This window comes from Gimesia benthica (assembly GCF_009720525.1).
GTDB lineage: Bacteria > Planctomycetota > Planctomycetia > Planctomycetales > Planctomycetaceae > Gimesia > Gimesia benthica.
Genome location: NZ_CP043930.1, coordinates 1062034 through 1086325 on the forward strand (window position 1 = coordinate 1062034; position 24292 = coordinate 1086325).

Consider the following 24292-nt stretch of genomic DNA (forward strand, 5'->3'; position numbering starts at 1 on the left):
CGTTATCTCTGCAGCCGGGCAGACGGCGGTTCATTAGCAACACCAAAGGGAATATTCTTCGGAATTTCCTTCCACCTAGAATCGCAGGATTACAACGCTGCTTGGATCACCAATGCCCCGCATTAGCTGCACAAATCACCCCCTCGACAATCAACTTATATACCTCTATCTGCTTCAAATGGCTTTGATGATGAGTTCACTGCCGTTATAGCTAAGCAGATTATTTAGACACTTTCTTCTAAATGGTTATTCAAGATTGTTCGCACATCTTCGAGATGTAACTCCACAAAGCGGATAGAATGATTTACTCCATTTTCTATTGAAAAATCAAAAATGAAAGAAGGTGACTCTATTCCATCTAATGATGAAACGAATTTTTCGAGAGCAGCATCATCCTTTTTCAAGATGTATTTATACTTTGCGGCACACACTGGACAGAGTGCTAAATTAAGCTGATATACTTCCTCAGGATAATTGTCATTAACCTGGACAGCTTCAAAATAGTACTTGCCATTCAAAAGCCGAAATGGCATTTCATTCTCACACATCTGACATATCATTTTGTCATCATCATTTGTGTAAAGATCTCGAAGGTATTCTTTGGAATCCTCAAGAGGTTGAGATACTCTAACGGAACGTTCTCTGGTCTCATATGACCTGGAACCAGCACGTTCTTGCTGTTCTTTTACTTTACCACTTCTGCGTTCAGGGTTTTTCGAACTGCGTTCAGGAAATGGAGGTTTTGTGCTAGGCTTTTTTAAGACAAGTTGTAATTCAGAGAGTCTACTGGGCTCATTTATTAGTTCCATAATAAAGCTTGCATCATTTTGATTGACCCCCAACACCTCTTGCAACTCTATAATTCGGTTTTGCTTCTCCTCTGAATCACTTGGTTTAATACCGAGAGCATCGACTATCTTATCTTCTACTTTGAACTCTCTTGGCAACTCGTCAATTCTACACTCTGACGGTACCTTCCATTCTGTTTTTGTTTTGATCCATTTTGTTGAATCTAGTAATTTACCAAATTTTGAGACAAGATCCTCTGTTTCAGCATTACTAAAATCCTGCCGAGTAGCCGTTTCAATTTGCCCACGAATGAACTTGGAATACTTACAAGCAATTTCATTCCAGATGTAGACAGATAAGCCTGGAGTGATATTCTTCAAAGCATGTTCTAACCCAAAGACCTCTGCATCAGGGTCAAAACATTTTAGACCTCTACGGTGAGAGCCACGTTCGACAACTAAATCAATCTTTGCTGATTGATATTTATTACAATAAAATAAGCTCTGCCGGTGCATCCAGCCCGGAGAGTGTTTTACTCCTAACTCAGTCAGAATAGTTCGTTCATGCTGGTAGTCCTCACACACAAACCATGCTTCACCATTATCTCTGAAATACTGCTCTAACTCAGCAGAAGCCAGATATACCGCATTTGCTTTTAGAAACTTCTCATCTCCGGTTTTTGCATTCCGTGAAAGAATCCACGGTGTGCTCATCAATCGTCTTCTTAATTCAGAATTCTGTGGTGATATAACTAAATTGAAAGCTTCGCTAATTTGGTCTACATAGTCTTGATAATTCTCTTTTAGACTTTTGAACTCTTCTTCAGAGTGAGATTCAAATTTCCCAAGAACATTTTGCATGACTTCTGCACATATATCGGGCTTATTTAATCGAAGATCTCGCTCTAAAAATTCCTTTGCTTTCTGATTATGGTAAATCCTCCACTTTACCAGAGGCACATCTACTTCGGTTTTTACTGGAAGAAATACAACTGGAACTTCATCATGGGTATCTTTTTCAACTTCGAATGGAGGTCGAATCATGTCATCCTGACATTTGATGAATGGCTTTCGTCGAAGAAGCCCTTCTTTATAGTTTCCTGCTGCTCTCCAGAGAGCGTTTTGCCCTGAGAGAAATTCATATAATTGAATAAACCACTCATCCGACTGTTGTGCTAAAAATACTTCAGATAATTTGCCCGCAAATTTTTCGGGTGTGATTTCCTCAATACTGAGATGGTCTTCAAAATAATCATATAGTTCTTGATTTTTGTCCCTCGTAATATGCCCTGTTATCCACTTTATTTTTTCTTTGCTTAAAAGCATCTCTGTTAATTGATGAGTGTTAATCAAACTTCGGAGATCTTTTGTTCTCGAAATCTTTGCATTACATGACCTCGTAAAACTACCGTCGTCAGTTGGAAGTAGTTCAGAAACCTCAAATGCGTTCTTTGTAGCCTCATAGAGGGGACCGACAAGCCATTCGTCATGAAGCAGGACGTCGCGAATTGGCAAGCACTCTAGAAAGCTGACTGATAATAAACCTAAGTCTTTTACCACATGAAGAGTCTCAGAAAGCAGATCCCGAATTACCAGAACTAAGTTCTTATTCCATTCATTTTGCTTCGGAATATTGTCTCTTGCAGGTGTCGTTTTAAAAGGGCCTTGAACCAAGAACCCTAGGTGCGTTTCCTGGTCAGTGGGAAAAAAGACCGTCAGAAGAGATGACTGTATTGGAACTATCTCATGAGAGTTCTTTTTTCCTTCTTTTGTTTTGAGATGAAACGCAATTTCGGTCTTGAGATCATGGTATGGATCGGGAAGAGACTTGGAAAATATGAGCCATTGCTCATCAACCTCTTCTTCATTTTTTTGACCGATAACTTTAACGCGAGAGTGAGTTTCATGCTCCTCATTTTCTCGTAAGTAAGAGCCTGAAGATCCCCCTTCAATAATAAATGATATTTGTTCTAAATTTTTGAGAAACAGTAGAGTCCGTATCCCCAGGGATTTCAATCGATCTGATATTTCATCAAACGCTTCTTGGCTTGTGATCTGATTTAATTCTTCATTCTCTCTATCAAAAGGAAACACAAAAAGCGTAGAAAATGGTTTCGGTATTTTCCTCACAGCGATTTGATGAGGACGCACATAATGCTCGATGCAAAAATGATTGTCACCACAATGGATTTCCGGTTTTAGCGTGTATCCATATACGGATTTAAATCCTATACCAAAAGTCCCAATCTGGGTAAGGTCTTCGGATTTGGTCCCATCTCCTACACCACATATGCCTCTTACATCTTCTTCATTAAATAAGCGGCCGTTATGAGAGACTTCAAGACAATGAGCTTTGAGATGAAAGTTTATTTCAGACGCTTTTGCATCTTCAGCATTTTGAAGAAGCTCGTAAATAAAATGCGTTCTATCAGCGTACAAATTACCCAGAAATGACAAATGATGAGTTTTTTCACCATAGTCTTTTATGTTTTCACTACATATTTTCTCAAAATCAATTGTCATTATGCTCCGCTTCCACTCTCAAAATACCAAATACAATCGCACGAGCATGAATATCAGAACTACTTTCGGCTCCTTCAATATGGGCTTTCTGTCGTTCATAATCTCTGATAGCATTCGCGACTTGTGCCTGTTTCATCCTTCGAATTTTATCATTCGTTGATCTTTCTAACTGTTCGTGGAGTACATTCATCCTGCCTCGATGACTTGTATCCAGACTCTCTCGTCGAAAGGCACATATTTTGTGTTCTTTTTGCAGATGAGTTTCCTTGGCACTCTGCCACATTGCATGATGAGTCTTGTTTAGACTTTCGAATTGTTCTTCATGGAACAGATTAGAATCAGGTGATGGTAATGATGATCCACATTCCAGATAATCAAAGAAATTATCGCTCAATTCCTGATTATCAAATACAGGAACTAATCTAAGGTCTTCTCTGATTCCCTTATATTCCCAAGCATAGATGGAAAAGGGATAATCCCCACTTGGCACTTCATCAGTATAGATTTTAAAAGCCGTGTAAACAGGTTCGACAGCTTCAAGATAATTAGCCGCCTGTTTAACAAAGGGGTGTAGCGGGTAGATGAAGTGTGAATCACGTCTGTCAGAAGCACATGTAGAATCAAACGTCATAGCACAATGCTGGTCTGAGCCTTTAAGCCATTGCTCCCAAGATCGATAAACTGGATTTTTTTGCTGCTTATGGGAAGGGAGATTACGAAAATCTTCTAAAATAATTTGACGTGCTTCTTGTGACAGACGAAGTGTTTTCAGAAGTTTATCCCCCAAAATGTACTCACCTTCTCCACATCTCTTCGCAATATATCGCTCGATAAGAAATTGTATGGAATTAGGGGTCAGCCAATAATTTTCAGCCTGTTGGATATCATCATTGGTCTGGGATTGGGGCAAGCGGACTCCAAACAGCTCGTGTTCACGATCCTCCAATTCAGTCTGCTCCTGAATTTTCCTGACTTTGTTATCAGAAAGCTGATCCAGTTTTTCTGCTTTCTCTTCCTCTGTCAGATCAAAAGACTCAGCGATGGAGTGAATTTCCTGGGTAATTTCACCAAGTATCTCTTCACAATCTCCCAGACTTTCCTGAAAAACTCCAATACGTGAAAGGCATCGATCATAGATAGTAGCATCAACGGTCCCAGGCGTGATTAAGTTATTGATCACGACAACTTCGTTTTTCTGACCACGCCTGTCGATACGTCCAATACGCTGCTCAATTCGCATAGGGTTCCAAGGGAGATCGTAATTGATCATGGCATCACAAAACTGATAGTCGAGCCCTTCACAACCAACTTCAGAAAACAACATCACATCAAGAGCTTCTTCGTCCTCTTTCGGTTTTTCAAACTTTCCACGCAACAACCTGCGTTCTTCGTCTACAACATCACCATGAACTAGCCCTACCCTGTAACCTAATTCATCTAACTTGTTTTTCAGATATGAAAGCGTATGTCGAAAACTACTAAAAACCATCATTTTGTTATTGGGAAGTTTATTCTTTTCTTCAATTATTTCGCAGAATGCCTCTAGTTTTGGATCCCTGGGAGGAAGTGTTCTTGCCATCGCAGTAATTACTTCCGCCCTTTCCTTGAGAGATTGCAGAAATCTGTCCGGAATGTCTTCGACGATTTCTTCATCGGTCGTCTCTAACCATGCCAGGTGAGAAAGCCTCCTTGCGAGAATATCATTTATGAAAGGTGCCAGTCCAAAGATACAACTGGCAGCTTGCCGACGAATCGTAGTCATCATGAAGTTGACGTTTTGATCTCCATGAATCATGGTCAACGTTTCAGCTTCGAATTCCAAAAGCAGATCATGAAGAGCAGCTTGCTCCTCAGTGAATGGACATTCCACAGTTTCAGGTTTACGAATACAGAAGTCTTCAATATCCCTCCTTCTTGTTCTGTTAATCAGCCGAGAGAAACTATGAAAGCTCTCAATTTTCCGGGCAATTGCCAGACGTTCTTCCTGGTCCAACTGATTGTCAGTCAGGTCCTTGCACGTCGATTGAAAATCTGGATTTGAAACGAGAAGTGAACGCCCCCAATCTGTTCTTGCAGCACTCATCAGTGCTCGCTCAGCCCTTTCCTGCCAATCATCTTTACCTGATCGAACTTGCCTTAGAGCTTCATTTACATGTGGATTAGGCTCTGCCATGTGTGCAAAGGTCTCTTCGTCAATGACAAGGTCTGGACGAAGTGTATTCAAAAGTGTGAATAAGTCTTGATTCCCAAGTTGGACAGGTGTGGCTGTCATGAATACAACGGCTTCTGCATTTTCACAGAAGTAGCGTACTGCTTGATGTCTCTCGGTTGACGCATTTCTAATATGGTGAGCTTCATCAACAATCACTAAGTCAAAATGCGGAGGGGGATCGAGGTCAAGAAGACCTACCCTTTGTCGTCTTCCTTCATGAACCCCATGCAGCAGTCTTCTATCTAGCAGAGAATATGGAATGATTGCTTTTGAGAATTGATCTGGCCACTCCGCCTCGAGTTCAGCATCTGTAACACACTTTTGAAGTAATTTACCATCCAAATGAATAAAACGCTCATCGAAGCGTTTCATTTCAAGTTCCCACTTTCTTTCAGCAACCAGTGGTTTTGGACAGATAATTAGCACTGATTCAATATCCGTTCGTGCCTGCAATTCTCTTAAGATCAATCCTGCTTCGATTGTTTTACCAACACCTACACTATCAGCAATTAAAATTCGTGGCTGATCAGACCGGAGTAGCTTCAATGCAGGTCGGAATTGATAAGGAACAAAATCAATCCTCGCGGCATTTAAAGAATAGAGGGTAGAAAGTGAGGGATGCTTGACATGAAAAGATGTAAGAAGCGTATGTAGTTCTTTAATTGATACATTTTTTCGCTCATTCTGCTCGATTACTGGCAGTACTTGAGACGCATAAAAAAGGCGTCTCTGGTTTTCCATAAAAACTGCATACTGAGTTGAATCTCCCGTCCCCAGGATTTCTATGACAGCTCCTTGCCGGCTTGGATCACTCTTCAAAGAAATCATATTTCCAAGTTTTATCTCTCCAGATACTGGAGAGTTTTGCTGTTCTGGTTTCGGTACTGCTGAAGAGAGTTCTTTGGGCTCTTCTTCTTTTTGGGGGGAGTTTATTGATATGATCGAGGCCTTGAGTTCTTTGGCCTTAACTACTAATTCTTGATCTGCTTTTAATATTCCAAGAAATCGCTGGAGAGTATCTACGTCACGATACACGTCATCTTGTGGGATTCCTTCTGCCTCTACATGTGCCCATCGGTTTCTAACAGTCTGCATTTCCTTTGCGATATTTCTGTCAGTGGCAGTGAATTGTAACTTCTGGGAAATGAGGTACCAATTTTTATCGAGCAGTCTTAAAAGTGCTGCTAAATCCAAATTTTGTAATCGAGTCACTCCATCATTCTCAACGCGTAGTCTTTGTTGATGAGAAAGATTATTGAGAACCAGCTGATCCCACCAGTCCTCTCTTTGCGTTGAAAGTTTATCTAGTAACCAGTCGGAAAGAACATGCCCCGTAGAAAGCAGCAGTACTGTCATCTGTCCCGCAGTTGAATTAAAAGACATCGTTTGATTGTTCTCCCATTCAGATCCTTGTGACCTAAATCAAAAATGGTGGGTGACCTAAATCAAAAATGGTGGCTCAACGAACGCTGTGAATCGGCCAACCATCAATTGTGATTCTGTCCATGAGGTACATTGGCTGAAAATTGATACGTTTAGAATCAACTCATACTTCTAATTCTCCCCACGGTAAACAAGAGCACACTCAACATCAATGAACAGTTATGTAAATGTCTAATTGGTTCTGGGTAATAAAGTACTGTCCACTTCTCTCCAAACACATTATTCAAGCCTTTGCGGTTTTCATCATTTACTTCCGGATAATATTGCACTTCTGGTGCCAGAAACTAATCAAGAGCTTTGATATTTGAAAAACCAGCTAGATATGTTGCTTTTAACGAGCATTTACGCTCCGAAAGCATACCACTCAATTGCCGTACACGTTGCTCAGCTGTACAATCTGATTTGTGATTACACAATTGGAATGGTGATATGACAGCAAAGAAACGCATTCTTGTTCAATGGATCGGCCATAGTGACTTTCGGGCATTGGCTGGAAGTTTACCTGCGAACAGAGCAAAGAAAATCTTAGATCGCCTCAAAGGTTCTCCCTCTGAAGAGGAAAATCTGGGACCAACCAAGACCCTGCTCTCCACTCAGAAGTTTGATGAAGTACGCCTTCTCAGTAACTATGACAAAGAGTGGAATAAGTGGTTTCAGAGCTGGTTGAATACCCCCACTGATCTGATTCAGGTAGATCTGGAAAAACCGACCGATTATCGGGGGATCTTCGAGATTGTCGACCGGGAATTGTCCACATTAAAGGAGTCAAAAAGCTGGTCCAATTCTGAATTGTGTCTCCACTTAAGCCCTGGCACACCGGCCATGTCTGCCGTTCTGTTGTTGCTGGGGAAAACGCGTTACCCTGCTACTTTTTACGAAACATCCAGGGATGGGAAGTCATGGATCACAGATATCCCTTTTGATCTGATCGACATTATCCCTGAGATTTTGCGAAAACCTGACGCCTATTTACAGCATCTATCAACACGGGCACCGGCTGAAATCAAAGGGTTCGAAGACCTTGCTGGCGATAGCCGTGCGATCCGAGATGCGGTGGGGAGAGCTCAACGTGCTGCCATTCGAAGCGTTTCCATCCTGTTGATCGGAGAGAGCGGTACTGGTAAAGAAATGTTTGCCCAGGCCATTCATAAAGCCAGTCAACGCCATGACAAGCCCTTAAAAACAGTTAACTCTGCTGCCCTCTCTAAAAGTCTGCTTGAATCAGAACTCTTTGGTCATCGAAAGGGGGCATTTACCGGAGCTGATAGTGACCGGGAAGGCCTTTTTGAAGCTGCTGATGGCGGGACCCTCTTCCTGGACGAAATCGGTGAGTGCGATTTGGAAACCCAGGCAAAACTACTTCGCGTATTGCAGCCAGTGACTGGAGAAGGCCCCTCAGTTCGATATATCTGTCGTCTGGGAGAGAATAAAGATCGAAAGGTTGACGTTAGAATCATTGCGGCAACCAACAAAGATCTGTTTGCAGCAATACAGTCGGGAGAATTCCGGGAAGACCTTTATTACAGGCTGGCGAACCTGTTGATCAATCTTCCCCCACTCCGAGACCGAAAGTCTGATATACCAAAAATCGCGAATCATTTACTGGGAATGCTGAATCAGCAGTTCGAAGCAGAAGAACCGGGCTACATTCACAAATCCCTTTCTGCTTCCGCAATTTCATTTGTGAAATCACAACCCTGGAAAGGGAATGTACGACAACTGTACAATGCTCTCATGCAGGCGGCGATCCTGACCGATGGCAGTGAAATCGGGAAGAAAGAAATTGACGCATCCATTGCCCAAACTCCTGATTCAGCCCGGACTCTGAACTCGGTAATGGATCGTCCTCTCGGGGATGATTTTAATCTGGAAGAACATCTGAATGACATACATCGTAAATACTTAGCACGTGCGTTAGAGGATGCTCATGGGGTCAAAGCAGAGGCTGCAAGGTTGTTGGGAATTAAAAACTATCAGACACTTGACGCCCAGCTGAAACGTCTGGGAGTTCAGGATACCGGGGATAAGAAAAAGAGAACCAAACGAAAATAGACCAGAAGATTGGCACACCTGTTGCTTTACTCTTCTGGCATGTTTACAGAATCCGAATTCAATATGAAATCAATCAACTTTGAGTTTCTCAGACCAAAGTGGCCAGAACTGGCAGGCTTGGGGGGATTTGCAGAAGCTTACGCACATCCGGATCCCGTCGGTGCTATTTCCAAGCTCCGAGTCTTCTGTGAACAAATTGTCGAATGGATTCATGATAACCAGCGACTCCCCAAACCCTTCAAGGCAAATCTCAACGACCTTCTCCACAACCAGCCTTTTAAAGACGTCGTTCCTGAAGTCATTCTTGCTAAACTTCATGCACTTCGTATGGAAGGGAATAATGCGGCCCATGGAAACAAGGGAGATACGACAACCGCTCTCCGGTTAATCAACGAGTCCTACAATATTTCTCGTTGGTTGCACGTTAATTATGCCAGCGGCAATGTCGCAGATTGTCCTGACTATGTAGAACCACCAGAGGGAGGTGTCGAAGGATACCAAAAGCGTAAAGAGAAGAGAGCGATCCTGGAACGCATTACTGCCCAGGAAGCTCAAATGCAAAAACTGCTAGCTGATCTGGAAAAAGAACGTTCTGACCGAGAAAAAGAACGCTCAAGAGCAGATCAGGCAGAAGCGACAGCCCAAGAACGTCAGGCCGCTTTGGAAGCAGCTCTGCAGGCAACCCAGCAACTGCAGACCATTGATCCTATGGCATTCAATGAGGAAGAGACGCGAAATTATCTAATCGACCAGATGCTCACGGATGAAGGCTGGGATGTGGGTAAAGGGTTCACTGACACTGAAGAAGTCAAGAAAGAAGATCTCTTAACAGGCCAACCTACAGAATCAGGCCAAGGGAAAGCTGACTATGTATTATTTGATGATAATGGTAAACCATTAGCGGTTATTGAAGCCAAACGGACTAGTAAGGATGCCAGCTTAGGCCGTAAACAGGCAGTCCTCTACGCCGATGGAGTAGAGGAAAAGTATGGCCAGCGTCCCGTCATTTTCTATACCAACGGTTATGATCTCTGGATCTGGAACGACGCAGCTGATGAGCCACCACGCAAGATTTATGGTTTCTATTCCAAGGACAGCCTGCAACATCTACACTTCCAACGAACAGCAAAACTTCCTGTCAGTGAAGTCTCTGCCAATCCGGAAATCGCAGGACGAATGTATCAGATTGAAGCCGTCCGGCGTGTGGTTGAAAAGTTTGCCGAAAAAAAACGAAAGGCTTTAATAGTTCAAGCCACGGGGACAGGAAAAACCCGAGTTTCGATTTCACTCTGTGACGCAATGGTCAAAGCAAACTGGGCCAAACGAATTCTGTTCCTGTGCGACCGTCGCGAACTCCGACGCCAGGCGAACAATGCCTTCAATGAATTCCTGCCATCCTTACCACGCACGTTTGTTACAGGGAAATCTGCCGGAAATACTGTCGATCGTATTTTTCTATCAACCTATCCCGCCATGATAAAGGTCTATGAATCATTTGATGTCGGATTCTTTGACCTGATAATTGCCGACGAATCTCACCGCAGCCTCTATAACCGTTATCGGGAGCTGTTTGAGTATTTTGATTGTTATCAAGTCGGTTTAACCGCAACTCCCATTGCATATCTAAAGTCTGATCGAAATACGTTCAAAATGTTTCAGTGCGAGATTGGAGATCCGACAGCTCATTACACATTCGAAGAGGCAATCAACCATAATCCTCCCTACCTGGTACCGTTTGAAGTAGATAATCATACCACCGAGTTCTTAAGAGAAGGAATCAAGTACTCGGAAATGTCAGATGAGCAGAAGGCTCAACTTCTTGATGACATTGATCTCCCCGAAGGTGTTGACTTTGATCCCAGTCAGGTAAACAAGCTGGTCTTCAACAAGGATACAAACCGTCGGATTCTTCGCAATCTGATGGATAACGGAATCCGGGTCGGCAGTCGGATCGGCAAAACGATTGTTTTTGCCTGCAACATGAGGCATGCCCGATTACTGGAAGAACTGTTTAATGAGATGTACCCGCAGTACGGTGGAAAGTTCTGTCAGACGATTGTCAGCGATGATCCCAGGGCTGAATCTCTCATTGATGACTTTAAAGGTAATGGGACTAATCCGGATCTGACAGTAGCTATTTCAGTGGACATGCTGGATACCGGTATTGATGTCCCAGAATGTGTCAATTTAGTTTTCGCAAAGCCGGTTGGGTCTCCCGTGAAATTCTGGCAGATGATTGGGCGAGGAACTCGGCTATGCAAAGACCTGTTTGGACATGGAAAGGATAAAACCCACTTTCAGATTTTCGATCACTGTGGAAACTTTGAAAAATGGGAACAGGATTACAAGCCTGCTGATCCTTCACGAGATAAATCACTTAGCGAACATGTCTTTACTGCTCGTATTGAGCTGGCAGAGCTGGCTCTGGAACAACAGAATGTGTCTGCTTTTGAGATCGCCACAAGCCTTATCCATCAACAGATTGCCGATCTGCCCAGAAATAGCATCGCGATCAAGGAAAAATGGAAGCTGGTCCAATCCGTCTCTTCAGAAGAGACAGTAAAACAGTTTGATGCAGCCACGAAAGCGACATTACAACAGGACATTGCCCCTTTGATGCAGTGGGTCGACATCAACAAGTATGAAGAAGCTTATAAATTCGACCGTCTGATTGCCCAGCTCCAGTCTGAACTCATTCGGGGCGGAGGGAAATTTGCTGATTATCAGGCTACAGTAAAAAACCTGGTAAGCAGCTTGCGAATCAATCTGTCCCAGGTAAAAGCTAAACTTTCAGTTATTGAACGGGTCAAGAGTGACGAGTTCTGGGTTGAAGTCACCATCGAGGATTTGGAAGAGGTCCGTAAGCAATTGCGAGGAATCATTCAATTCCGTCGTAAAGATGATCCCAGCCGTTTTGAACCAGTTGTCCTAGATGTCACGGAAGACGAATCACAGATCCAGCAAAACAAACATAAGGTTCGCCTGGATAAACTTGATGACCTGGACATGGTTGCCTATCGCAACCGGGTGAATCAAGTTCTGCAGACGATCATTGATCAGAATGAAACTCTGCGAAAAATACGTCTCGGACAACCGGTCACTGAAAAAGATCTCGAAGACCTCTGCTCTCTTGTACTGACTCAGGAACCAGGACTCGATCTACACGACTTGATGGAATATTTCAAGCAGGCCAAATCACTCGATCAGGCCATCCGCGGAATCATCGGCATGGATGCGGAAGCGGTTCATCAACGTTTTACAAAGTTCGTACAGGCCCATCCCAATCTGGCTTCACACCAGATCAAGTTTTTGGATCTGCTGCAAAACCACATAGCAAAATACGGTTCCATTAAAACTGACGAACTGTTTCAACCACCATTCACTTCCCTGCACTCAGATGGCCTGGACGGCCTGTTTGAGGGAACACTGGCTGATGAGTTGTTTGACATTATCGACTCATTTCAGGAACAGAAAGAATAAAACCGTTACCGCTGGTAGTTACCGACTGAAAGACCAGGCTTAATAATAAAACAGGAATTATGCTGCACGGTTTGAACAAGGTCGTGCAGATTCAAGAACAAGGATTTTAGGAATATCAATGATTACAGGACAGTTACGCAGCAAAATCGACAAGCTCTGGGAAGAATTCTGGACAGGCGGTATTACCAACCCGCTGACCGTAATTGAACAGATTTCCTTCCTGATGTTTGCCCGTTTGCTCGACATGCGAGAAAGCACCGAAGAAAAAAAATGGTCCCGCAAGCATAAAAACAAACCGTTTCCCGGCGTGTATTTCTCCCCCGATCAGCAGCACCTCCGCTGGAGTCAGCTCCGTCAGGAAGCCGATGGAGAGAAAATCCTGAAGATCGTGCGGGATGAAGTCTTCCCTCATTTTCGTCATCTTGGACAGCAGGCAGACCAGGCAGGGGCAACCGTCCCCCAGAACACCTTCAATCAGTATATGAAGGATGCCACGCTGATGATCAACAAGCCGACTCTGCTGGTTTCGGCAATCACCATGATTGATGCCCTTCCGCTGAATCAGGGGGACACCAAGGGGGACCTCTATGAATACCTGCTCAGCAAGCTGACCACAGCTGGCATCAACGGTCAGTTCCGTACCCCCCGGCATATTATCCGCACCATGGTCGACCTGGTGCTGGAAGGGAACCATGAGGAAGCCATTTCCTGGACCGTGGGGGACCCGGCCTGTGGAACGGGGGGCTTTCTGGTGGAATTCATGCAGGCACTTCGCGAGCATTTTACCTCTCCGCAAGGCATTCATGTTGACGAAGAGACAGGAGAAAAGACTTATACCGGCGACCTGATTGAACCGGCCCAGTGGAAGCACATCAAAAGCGAGATGTATCACGGGTTTGATTTCGACGTTACCATGCTGCGGATTGCGGCCATGAACCTGATGCTGCATGAAATCGACACGCCAGACATCAACTACCAGGATACCCTCAGCACGAACTTCACCGATCGGAAGGAAACGCAGCAGTGGGCCGAAGACGCCTTTGACCTGATTTTGGCCAATCCTCCGTTCAAGGGGTCGCTGGATGAAGAAGATGTCCACAAAACACTGACTGGGAAGGTTAAGACTAAAAAGACCGAACTGCTGTTTCTGGTTCTGATGCTGCGAATGCTCAAGCTGGGAGGCCGCTGTGCAGTGATTGTGCCGGACGGTGTGACTTTCGGATCTTCCAAGGCTCACAAAATGCTGCGTCAGATGCTGGTAGAAGAGAACCAGCTGGAGGCAATCATCAAACTCCCCTCCGGGGTCTTTAAGCCATACGCCGGTGTGAGTACGGCGATCCTGCTGTTTACCAAAGGGGGTCAGACAGACAACGTCTTCTTCTTCGATGTCCAGGCCGATGGCCGGACGCTGGACGACAAGCGGGACAAGATCGGAGCCGCCGACGACTGGCAGGACCTGGATGTCCTCCGGAAAATCTGGCCGAAATGGAACGGGGGAGCGGGTAAGAAGCATTTCCAGGACCGCACAGCTCAAGCCTTTTGTGTGCCGAAAAAAGAGCTTAAGGAAAACGCCTATGATCTTTCGATTAACCGGTACAAGGAAATTGTGCATGAAGAAGAGGAGTATGATCCACCGAAAGTGATTCTGACTCGTCTGAAAAAACTGGAAGCAGAAATCGCCTCCGATCTTGAAGAACTGGAGGCAATGCTGGGATGACCTTACTGACGAAAACAGAGATGCGGCCTTTGGGCGACGTCTGCGAAGTTTTCGCTGGCTATGCCTGGAAATCGAAGCAATTCAATACCTGCGGACGCGGACTTCCGGTTATCCGGATTCAAAATGTTGGAACAAGCGATCATTCTGATCTTGTCTATTGGGAGCACGATTACAATTCGCGTTTCCTGATCAATGAAGGCGACTTGCTTCTGTCTCTGTCAGGGAGCTTTCGAATTGCCAAGTGGGATGGTCCGCTGGCATTGCTAAATCAACGCGTTGTAAAGCTCACCCCAAATGAAGAGTTGAATGAGCGGTGGTTATACTACGCAATAAGCCGCCAACTCGATCACATTGAACGGATGGGGAAACATGCCCTAGTAAACAATGTGTCAATTGCCGATCTTCGGAGACTTGAGATCCCTCTCCCGCCGCTGTCGGAGCAGAAGCGGATCGCCGACATCCTCGACAAAGCCGACGCCATCCGCCGCAAACGGCAGGAAGCAACCGTAAAATATGGAACGTTGGGGGCTTCGGCGTTTCTTGAATTTTTCGGAGACCCATTGACGAATCCGCAGGGTTGGAAACTCGAAACACTTGATATAGTCGCCAGTCAAGGGAGTCGCGGTCTAAAACGCGGTCCTTTCGGTGGAGCACTCAAGAAAGAGATCTTCGTCGATCAAGGATTCAAAGTGTATGAACAAAAGCATGCGATTGCCGACGACTTCACCATCGGTAGTTACTATATCGACGAAGATAAATATGAGGAAATGAAAGCGTTTTCGGTTCTTCCTAACGATCTGATCGTGAGTTGCTCAGGTACGATGGGGCGAGTAGCTATTGTTCCTGAAACAGCTGAACCGGGAATCATCAATCAAGCACTACTGAGAATTACTCCCGACACGTCAAAAGTATCATCACTCTATTTGAAAATGCTGCTTGAAACGACGCCTGTCCAACGGCATTTGTACGGTTTCTCACGCGGATCTGGGCTGAAGAACTTTCCCCCTATGTCTGAGGTTCGGTCGCTGCCAGTTCCCATCCCTTCCTCGGAGAGACTTTCAGACTTCCACAAATATATGGTCAAAGTAGATACAGCTGGTAAAAAGCTTGCCGAAGTGGAGAAGGACACGGAGAAGCTTTTTAACTCTCTCGTTCAACGTGCATTTAAAGGGCAATTGTAGATAAAACAACACACCGGCATGCTAGTTTATACTCCTGCTAATGAAGAAGCGGATACATGAGTGCCCCCGAGAAGTACATTCTGCTCGATGCCAATTTGCTGGCGGGATATTATGCTCCTCAGACGTTTAATAAGTATTCAAAGCCTGCAGAAGATAAAATTACCAATTTGATCGACGCCGTTCGGACTGGATGTGCTCCTCATGCTCGATTACTGACTCCTGAGATCTGTGTCTCCGAAGCCCAGACAGTCCTTTCCAAACATGCCAATAGCAAGTGGAAGGGAACTATGCCGAAGAGCGGGGATACGGAGGCGATCCATGGTAAGAGCTACAAGACGATCGTCAAAAAAATGCGGGAGGATCTTCATGGTGGAAACGTGATTGAGTCGATTCCGCTGGCACGGTATCACGTCCTGGCAAAACACCTGATTACACCTATTGATCACAATTTACATCTGAAACAACGCGTTGGAAATAAGCCGGTTAAAGAGATGGGTGGGACAGACCAGCTGATCTGTGGAATGGCGATCTGGCTGACACGTTTTCTCGGTCATGAACGACTTCATGTCTTCACTGCCGATTATCGGATGTACAAAGTCCTGGAGAAGGCACGAAAAATTACTCCCCGGCAGATGGAAACCTGGGGGATCATTGAAATGGCAGAGAAGAATATCGGTTTCTCATGGAGTGCTGATTATTTTCCACAGTATGTTTATCTGCCTCAAGCATCTGATAAGCAGCTTCGGGATATATTCGGCTCCTGGCCACTCCCTACCACAAAAAAGAAAACTCTCAAACATCCAAAGGCGGTTAAGGAAGCCGATGTGGAAACTCTGCTTGCTCTTTATAAAGCAATTGGAGTTGGACGGGACCGCCTCCCCTATTCCCCCAAAATTGAAATACTCACCAGGCAGTTTAATGATTCGACTGGTCACTCTCTTTCTGAAGCAGAGATATGGTCTTATCTTATCTCGCGGTTGAAAAAGGGTGGTGGAAAACTCAATAGATAGCAGGTTACACACATGTCAAAAGCAGTAGCATCTGTTGCAGAACCGATTGGTATGATCGAACGAGATGAACTCCGCCTGCCCTTTACGGTGATCAGGCGTCTGACCTGTGTACTGGGGCCGACAAAGGAAGCGGTACTTGCTGAAAAAAGAAACTCGAATCATCTGGAATCCCTCCCGGGCCTCTTCCTTCTGAAGGAGTCCGGGACATTTTTGTGTGCTTTAGCATCTAAGGAGACTGCGGAATGAGTCCCCGCTATGCCATCCGGGATAGTTGGTGTCGCAAGATCCCGCTGCTGCATCAGATCCTGGCAGGAACACGCTCACATAAGGAATTTCCTGATCCGACACATGTGATTGAGTTGGATGAGGCGTGTGCTACTTGGGAACCACTGCACTACCTTCTGAAGTCACTACTTGGCTGGCAGTCGCCCGCTCAGGGGCTTTCATGGTGGTACGAGCAAGGCCAACCCACCCGGCATTCCGAGTTACTACAACTGGTCACACAATTGTGGGGTGGGAACCACGCAGTGGACTACTACGCAGCATGGACCTGGGACAGCGGTGACCTGACCACAGGGGAAAAACCTCATGGTGCTTTTCCAGACGAAACATGGTGGACCGAGTTTCGCAGGCGACCTGAGCCTGCATGGCATGATCCTTATCACTGTGGAGGTAACCCGCTGCATCTGGGGCATAGCGACATTGATCCATTTGGGGGAATTGAGGGCAAACTGGAACTGACACAAGCCTGGGAACTATTCTTCGATGAATCTACACGGCGTGCAGTGGTCCTCGTGAATCATATCGGTGTCTGGCGGGATGCTCTGGAACGTGTAGAGGGACGGTTACCTGACATCGGGGACCACTCATGGTACGTCAGTGTATTCGACCACCAATACGGCTATTTCGCAAGAGTCGCGTGACAGGTCGCTGGTTTCAGGGAAAACACAGTATCCACATGGTGGGGAATCCGTCAGGATTAGAAGATCTGAGATCCGTGAAAGCCTCAAATCGCTCATTCTGAACTAACTCGGCTTATATGAAAAGCTCAAACCCAGATCAGTAGGAGCATAACTGAATTTACCTAATGGCCATACTTGCTCTGTTAGAGTCTGATTTACTTGATGATTACTGGCAGAGAATTTGGCTAACCAACGGGGATAGATGTGAAGCTGAGCGGGATAAATCTCAAATGAAGAGAAAGTAAAGAGTGAGAAAGAAATGAAAGATCGAAAACAATCAGGGCATTTTCACTACCCGACGCGGCTCGCCCAGATGATCGCTGATATTGCGAGACTCTATCAACCTAGCACTGCAATTGATCCAAATTGCGATGATCTAACAGTCTTGAATCACTGCGATTTTCTAGCTGCAAAACGAGCAATCTTCCGAAATCCAAACTCATTGGATCAAGCGGAAGCGACCGGCACTGACATTGATCTGGGGATAGGAGATTTTTGGAGAGAACCTTTGGATGAACTCTTCGACCTCGTTATAACAACGACACTCCCTTTCGGAGCTCGAATTGAAATTGGTGGACGAATAAAAAAGCTCGACGAGATAATTGCAAACAGATGTCTGGACATTGTCGCCCCGAACGGAATTTGTATTTTGATCGTACCAAGTCACTATCTCTACTTATCAGTATATAATTCTCTTCGCGAGCGAATTCTTGACTACATGTCTCTAGATGCATCGATCGAAATTACTCCCAGTACTCTCAGAGACTCTTTAGAAATCAGCATTCCACTAACTCTTCTAGTAATCAGAAATGGCCCTCAAAAGTCACAAGGAACTTTCTTAGCCAAGTATGAGTCAGGTAGCGAGTCAGAAATCGTATCATCAATTGAAAGCGGGACAGGGGATTTCTTTGTTCAATCAGACAAATTGAGAGATCGATGGGATAGAAGTTTTCACGATCCTGCCTATCAGAAATTAGAAAATAAACTGAAAGGTTTTGAGACGAAGGCCCTGAGAGACATTGCACAAATCCGACGAGGCAAGCCTACGACTCGCGATCAATACTCGGATTTTGGGGAGATTCTCATCGTCTCACCTCGTCACGTCCACTCCGGTGATCTGACAGTTACCGATCGAGACAGATGTGTTTCTAACGTCGATGATTCCGAACTTCTTCAGCCTGGCGATGTACTTGTTAGCCTCTCTCGACCATCGGTATGTGTTTATCAGCCAGATTCCCCTCCAGCCATAGCTGGCATGCAAGTCGCTGTTATAAGGAGCCTTCAAGGAAACTACATCGCAACTTTCCTCCGAAGTGAGATGGGATCATCAATTTTTCAACAACAGATGGATCGTCATTCTAAGGGTACCACGATTGAATCTATCTCTCCGTCAGATTTGATTAAAATACAAATTCCAATTCTTCCTCTCGAAGATTTGAATTCTATTAGCGATGAGGCGATTTCGGAGGCAGACTCCTCCGAACTAGAAGCTTTAAAAACTGAGCTTCTTAGAGTTCGTCACATGCTAGAAACGTCTGAAGCAAGAAGAGAATCAGCAGAATCGCAACTCGAAGAAGAAAAGACCACCAATAGGGAAAATAATGCTCACCATCAACTGGTCGAATCTCAGTTGGGCAAGATTCTTGAACAGCAAACTGTACTGAACTCTCAGATCGATCAGGTTTTAAAGATACTTACAGGAATGCGTGAGCAGATTGATTCAATCAAGCAGGGATCAAGAAAAGATGAAGAAAAACTTTCGTTGATCTGTACTCAACTTGAAGAGTGGACAAAACAATCGGTTTCACAGAAAAGAAATTTCGCAGGGTATGTGAGGATCGTTCAGAGTTGGCTAGATGAGTGGGACATACTCGATCAATTGACACAGCAATTTTTACCATCTGCCGAACACCTCTACGATGAGCTGGAAAGATTAAAAGCTTCGGATTTCTCGCCGTTTATAGTGCAGTACTGTAGATCACTTGAGAATGAAATATTGACGAAGCTGTTCGTGACTTACCACGAAGACTTCAATAAACGCATCTCGAACAAAGAGTGCTTTCTGAAATCCGACTTAATCGATTTGGAATCGGGGGATTTACATCCAAAAACTGGAAAATTCGCGAAGGCTTTGAAGAACGATCAGCAAAAGTACACACTAGGTGACATGAAATGGGTCATGGGCCTAATGAAATCAGGTGGAAAAACTTTGGCGTCCAGTCCATTGCTTCAGGATTTCAAGGCATTCTCCTTAAAATATTTTGATGAAAGGATCACGCAGAAGGATTTCTTAAAGATGCTTACAGAGATCACTGATGATTATCGCAACAAGTCTGCTCATCCTTACCTCATGGGTAAATCAGAAGCCGATAAGTGTCTTCAACTCGTAAGACGTTCTCTCACTGATTTTCTCGAATCTTATCAAAGTGATAGCAATCCCCTTTCGGACAAAGACAAATGACCAACTTCGCCCAAATCTTTAACAAGGTATAGATCTTTGCCCATATCCTGCGAGTCCATTAACTGCCGTGTATGCCACCTGCTTGTTAAATGATAATTTGGACACAGTAACAATAACCGGATAAAAACTAACATTTCGATCGAACCAATATTTAAATTCCGGATTTTATGCTACCAGCCACACTGTAGCCAACATCGAAAGCAAATCATGAAACGTTACCTGACCAAATCTCGATTCATCCTCGGCCACGTCTGCCCAACAAAGCTCTTCTACACGGGGAAAACTGAGTACGCGAACTCGCGGCAGACGGACGATTTTCTTCAGGGACTCGCGGAAGGCGGGATGATTGTTGGTGAGCTGGCCAAGCTCTACTTTCCCGAGGGACGACCAGTTTCGTCGCTGGACGATGCCCAGGCACTGGAAGAAACCAACCAACTGCTTCTCCAGGACAATGTTGTCATCTTTGAGGCTGCTGTCACGATCGCCAATCTATTCTGCCGGATCGAGGTATTGGTCAAGACAGGAAATGAGTTGCAGCTGATCGAGGTAAAGGCCAAGTCGATTGATGGAACTGACGACGATCCATTTCGGGGCTCCCAAGGCCGTATTAGCTCCGACTGGAAGGATTACCTGCTGGATATCGCTTTCCAGCGTTATATCTTACAGCAGGCATTCCCAGAGTTTAGTGTCACTTCCTGGTTGATGTGCGTTGATAAAAGTCAGGAATGTACCGTCGACGGTCTGCATCGACTTTTCAAGATCGAGAAAGACGGCTCGCGAACTTCCTGTGTCTTCGTCGGCGATGATGCTGAGAACTCAATTTGCCGAGAAATACTGAAGGCCCGAAAAGTCGATGGACACATTGACGAATTATGCAGCGAAGACTTCGATGGTCGAAACTTTGAACAATATGTCCGTTGGCTGGCTGACAATTGCGAACAAGACACAAAATTCTCTCCCGAAATTGAGGTTCGCTGTCGGAATTGCGAATTTCGTTGCACACCAGAGCAACGCAATGAAGGCTTACGGGACGGTTTCCGGGAGTGCTGGTCAGAAGTCCTCGGCTGGTCTGATGCTGATTTTGACCGTCCCACAGTTTTCGATCTTTACAATTTTCGACAAGCCGAGGATTTCATCAGTCAGCGTCGTATTAAATTGGAGGATCTTTCCGAAGGAGACCTTGATACGGGGACAGACCCGAAGCCCGGTTTACACCCCAGCGAAATGCAACGGATTCGGTTGAATTACCTTAAGACTGGCAGGAACGAATCTTTCGTCGACATTGATGGCCTTGATGAAGTAAAACGAAACTGGAGATTTCCTCTGCACTTCATCGACTTCGAAACGGCGGCCCCTCCTGTGCCACTACATCAGGGCTTACGGCCTTACCAGAGCCTGGCGTTTCAGTTTTCTCACCATACGCTTCAGGAAGATGGGGATGTTTTCCATACGGGTGAATACTTAAACGCAGTACCCGGGGCATTCCCTAATTTTGATTTCCTTCGAAACCTGAAGTCTTCGTTAGACGGTGATAATGGAACCATTTTCCGGTATGCGGCTCATGAAAACACAATTCTTAACCACATCGTCGAACAACTGGATGAGTTTGGTCATGAGGAGAGTGATTACGAAGAGCTGCGGAATTTCGCCTGTTCTATTTCAATTCCTACAAAGTCTCAACCAAATCCATGGAGGCCTGGCGATCGAGAAATGGTCGACTTACGGGAGCTTGTGGCTCGCCACTATTACCATCCCAGAATGAAGGGTTCACAATCCATTAAATACGTCCTGCCCGCTGTTTTGACCGAATCCACTTTTCTTCGCGACAAGTATTCAAAGCCCATATACGGCTATGAAGTTAATCCCGGCTCCAGCCGCAACTTTCCCAAAAAGGAATGGATTCAGTACAAAGATGACACAGTCATTGATCCCTACGAACTTCTGCCTGCTGTGTTCGATGAAGTTGACAAGAATACCTGGGACAATTTGTGGGCTGGTGACGAAATCCGAGGAGGCGGAGCTGCAATGGCTGCTTATCTTCGTCTACAGCAGGACGGGCTTCCCCAGGAATATCGTGACGACATTGAACAGGGCCTGCTTAGGTATTGCGAACTCGATACGCTTGCCATGGTGATGATCGTCGAATCGTGGCTCAATCACAGGAATTAAGATCTTCCACAACCCATCTTTAAATTCCGGATTTTAAGATGCTGATTCAATCTGCCCCTTCCGACATCCGCTCGTCACATGCCCTTTACTAATGGCATTCTGTCACATACTTTGTTACCCTTTGGGGGACAGACGTCACGACGTTCTCCCCCTACCAAGCGGGTACGAGATGAGCGAATATCTGAAAACGGAAGAGGCAGCAGAGTTCTTGGGCGTCAGTCAGAATACGCAGAGGAACTGGACCAAGCTGGGAAAGATTCCCGTTCAGTTTAATACACTGAACAATTAACGTCTGTTTCGGCGGAAGGACCTTCAAGCCTTCCTCGATTTGGTCGCCAGGCCGGTGATGCGGAAACCGAGATAACAACCAACAGAAGAACAGACGCAGGAAGTGACTTACTTATGAGCCAAGTGACTTACTTATGAGCCAACAGAATCTTTCTTCATTTATCTGGTCCGTCGCGGTCATTCTTCGAGGTGATCATAAGCAATCTAAGTACGGTCGTGCAATCCTACCGTTTACGGTGCTCAGGCGTCTGGACTGCGTACTGAAGCCGACGAAAGAAGCAGTACTCTCCGAAAAAAAGAAACGCGAATCAGCTGGAATCAACTCGCCGGTTCTGACCAAAGAGATCATGAACACGATGGACTTTCAGTCCGAACTGAGTACCCGGGCATTTAATTCAGCTGAGATCCGCGAAAGCCTTAAGTCTTCCATGCTGAACCAGCTCGGTTTGTGCGAAAAACTCAAATCCCGAGCTGCAGGAGCGTGATGAATGTTTACCCCTGAAACTCCGCCCGCTCAATCAGACTATGTGAATGCGATCAATGAAATCCGCGAAAGTCTGAGCGAACGCAGTTTGAAGGTTCTACGCTTTCAATTTCAGCAGCCTGGGCGGTCCGTCACCTCTCAGGACCTCCGTGATCATTTTGGGTACAGCAGCATCGGGGCATCCAATCTGCTTTACGGAAACCTCGGCAAGCAGTTCGCAGTTGCACTGCCGATGCAGACTGAGCCAGAAGACTCATCTCGATCTCGATACTGGAAAGCCTTGGCAACTGGTGATGGGAGTGGAGAGCACTTTATCTGGATCATGCGGCCTGAGTTGGCCAATGCTCTGGTTCAGACCAGTCTGGTTGATCCGTCGACAGATGGCTTGATTATGGTACCGGACATTGACGTCCATACATCGAGTATTTCGGCGGTCGAAGGTCGCCAAAAGCTCGTGATTCACCTGGTTCGAGAACGCAGTCGATCTATCGTTTCTGCAAAAAAGGCTTCAGCAGAATCATTGGCGTGTGAAATCTGTGGATTTGATTCGACAGCGGTATACGGCGAAGAGTACTGCGAAGTTCACCACCTGACACCATTGGCGGAGCTTAAAGAGGATGCGGAGACGAGTCTCGATGACCTGGCGATTATTTGTGCTAATTGCCACCGCATCATCCACCTTTACTCGCCACCGCTAACGCTCGATCAAGTCCGTGAAAAGATAAACGATGAACTGAGTTAACGCCTTGGCTGAACGCCCACTGGTAACGCGTCTCGATGTGTTCGTTCTTCGAGGCCGCAAAAATGAAAACCAATGAACAAGACTGAGAAAACTGTGAGCTGAATGAGAGAATGAGCAATGCAATCTGATGAATCTTCCCTCCAACCTCCGCAACCGGAGTCAAAGTCCCGTTTAGCAACCCGTTCCAGCCTGATCCAAGATCTGAAGCTCGAAGAAGTCTCCCAGGAACGCTGGCGAGAGTTCGAGCTGATCTACAAGCCTCTCTTGCTATTCTGGATGAGAAAGAAAAACGTCCCCGCATCAGCTGAGGACGAAGTCCTGCAGGAGTGTTGGATCTCGGCATTTAAGGCGATTGGCAACTTTGAGCGTGGAGAAGATAAAGGAACCTTTCGTGGTTGGCTGCGGACGATCGTTCATCGCCGGGCGGCTGACTATTTCAGAAAGGTGCCCAAGGACCAGGGCGTCTCCCCAGAACTGCTGAATGCCATCGCGACTCCCGAGCAAAAGGACGCCAATGAGCTCGAAGGCGAAGAAGTGGCACTTCGGGAGATTGAGGCTCGAGCATTGGAAGTTGTTCGCAGCACTCTGAAAACGAAAAACACCTGGGATATGTTTTGGATGACGACCGTCGAAAAGGTGCCAACAGAAGAGGTTGCCAAGAAGTTCAATGTTTCAAAAGCTGGAGTGCGGATGGCAAAACAGCGAGTTTTGAAGCGGCTCAAGGAGCTTGGGTTTGAGGTTTGACGACAATTATGGGAATTTGAGTTTTCGTGTTACGCC

13 protein-coding genes and 1 pseudogene are annotated in these 24292 nt (G+C 45.6%); 12 read left to right on the top strand and 2 right to left on the bottom strand.

Translation table 11 applies throughout. From position 1 onward, the window contains the following. Window positions 1-224: 224 nt before the first annotated feature. Window positions 225-3311 (bottom strand): sacsin N-terminal ATP-binding-like domain-containing protein, encoded by a 3087-nt coding sequence (locus F1728_RS04270; RefSeq protein ID WP_155363037.1) that lies wholly within the window; start codon window positions 3309-3311, stop codon window positions 225-227. Beyond that, entirely contained in the window at window positions 3301-6906 is a 3606-nt protein-coding gene (locus F1728_RS04275; protein WP_228030502.1) for a helicase-related protein, read from the bottom strand. Before F1728_RS04275 ends, F1728_RS04270 begins: the two co-directional genes overlap by 11 nt. Before the next feature lie 489 nt (window positions 6907-7395). On the opposite strand from F1728_RS04275, the gene F1728_RS04280 reads away from it, so the two are divergent. From F1728_RS04280 to F1728_RS04335, 12 genes and pseudogenes are all read left to right on the top strand, one after another. Further along, window positions 7396-9018 (top strand): sigma-54 interaction domain-containing protein, encoded by a 1623-nt coding sequence (locus tag F1728_RS04280; protein WP_155363038.1) that lies wholly within the window; start codon window positions 7396-7398, stop codon window positions 9016-9018. 63 nt (window positions 9019-9081) lie between these two features. Continuing rightward, complete coding sequence (locus F1728_RS04285; RefSeq protein WP_155363039.1) at window positions 9082-12498, top strand: DEAD/DEAH box helicase family protein; 3417 nt, start codon at window positions 9082-9084, stop codon at window positions 12496-12498. 118 nt (window positions 12499-12616) lie between these two features. Then, complete coding sequence (locus F1728_RS04290; protein ID WP_155363040.1) at window positions 12617-14215, top strand: type I restriction-modification system subunit M; 1599 nt, start codon at window positions 12617-12619, stop codon at window positions 14213-14215. After that, a complete protein-coding gene (locus tag F1728_RS04295) occupies window positions 14212-15396 on the top strand; it encodes a restriction endonuclease subunit S (RefSeq protein ID WP_155363041.1) in 1185 nt (394 codons plus the stop codon). Before F1728_RS04290 ends, F1728_RS04295 begins: the two co-directional genes overlap by 4 nt. Before the next feature lie 56 nt (window positions 15397-15452). Then, the gene (locus F1728_RS04300; protein ID WP_155363042.1) at window positions 15453-16406 is read left to right on the top strand and encodes a hypothetical protein; all 954 of its coding nucleotides are present in this window, start codon (window positions 15453-15455) and stop codon (window positions 16404-16406) included. A 242-nt stretch (window positions 16407-16648) separates the two neighbouring features. After that, window positions 16649-17329 carry a hypothetical protein gene (locus tag F1728_RS04305; protein ID WP_155363043.1) on the top strand — a complete coding sequence of 227 codons (681 nt, stop codon included), beginning with the start codon at window positions 16649-16651 and terminating at the stop codon, window positions 17327-17329. Between the two features lie 298 nt (window positions 17330-17627). Beyond that, window positions 17628-19829, top strand: coding sequence for a restriction endonuclease subunit S domain-containing protein (locus F1728_RS04310; protein WP_155363044.1), 2202 nt, complete (start codon window positions 17628-17630; stop codon window positions 19827-19829). Window positions 19830-20036: 207 nt separating this feature from the next. After that, on the top strand, window positions 20037-21998 hold the full coding sequence (locus F1728_RS04315; RefSeq protein ID WP_155363045.1) for a DUF2779 domain-containing protein: 1962 nt from the start codon (window positions 20037-20039) through the stop codon (window positions 21996-21998). 169 nt (window positions 21999-22167) lie between these two features. Continuing rightward, window positions 22168-22287 (top strand): helix-turn-helix domain-containing protein, encoded by a 120-nt coding sequence (locus F1728_RS32470; protein ID WP_228030503.1) that lies wholly within the window; start codon window positions 22168-22170, stop codon window positions 22285-22287. A 133-nt stretch (window positions 22288-22420) separates the two neighbouring features. Then, window positions 22421-22609: pseudogene (locus tag F1728_RS32475) on the top strand (type I restriction-modification system subunit M N-terminal domain-containing protein); the annotation flags it as partial. Between the two features lie 165 nt (window positions 22610-22774). Continuing rightward, window positions 22775-23512, top strand: a complete 738-nt coding sequence (locus F1728_RS04330) for an HNH endonuclease (RefSeq protein WP_155363047.1) — start codon at window positions 22775-22777, stop codon at window positions 23510-23512. 117 nt (window positions 23513-23629) lie between these two features. Continuing rightward, on the top strand, window positions 23630-24256 hold the full coding sequence (locus F1728_RS04335; protein WP_155363048.1) for an RNA polymerase sigma factor: 627 nt from the start codon (window positions 23630-23632) through the stop codon (window positions 24254-24256). Window positions 24257-24292: the final 36 nt, after the last annotated feature.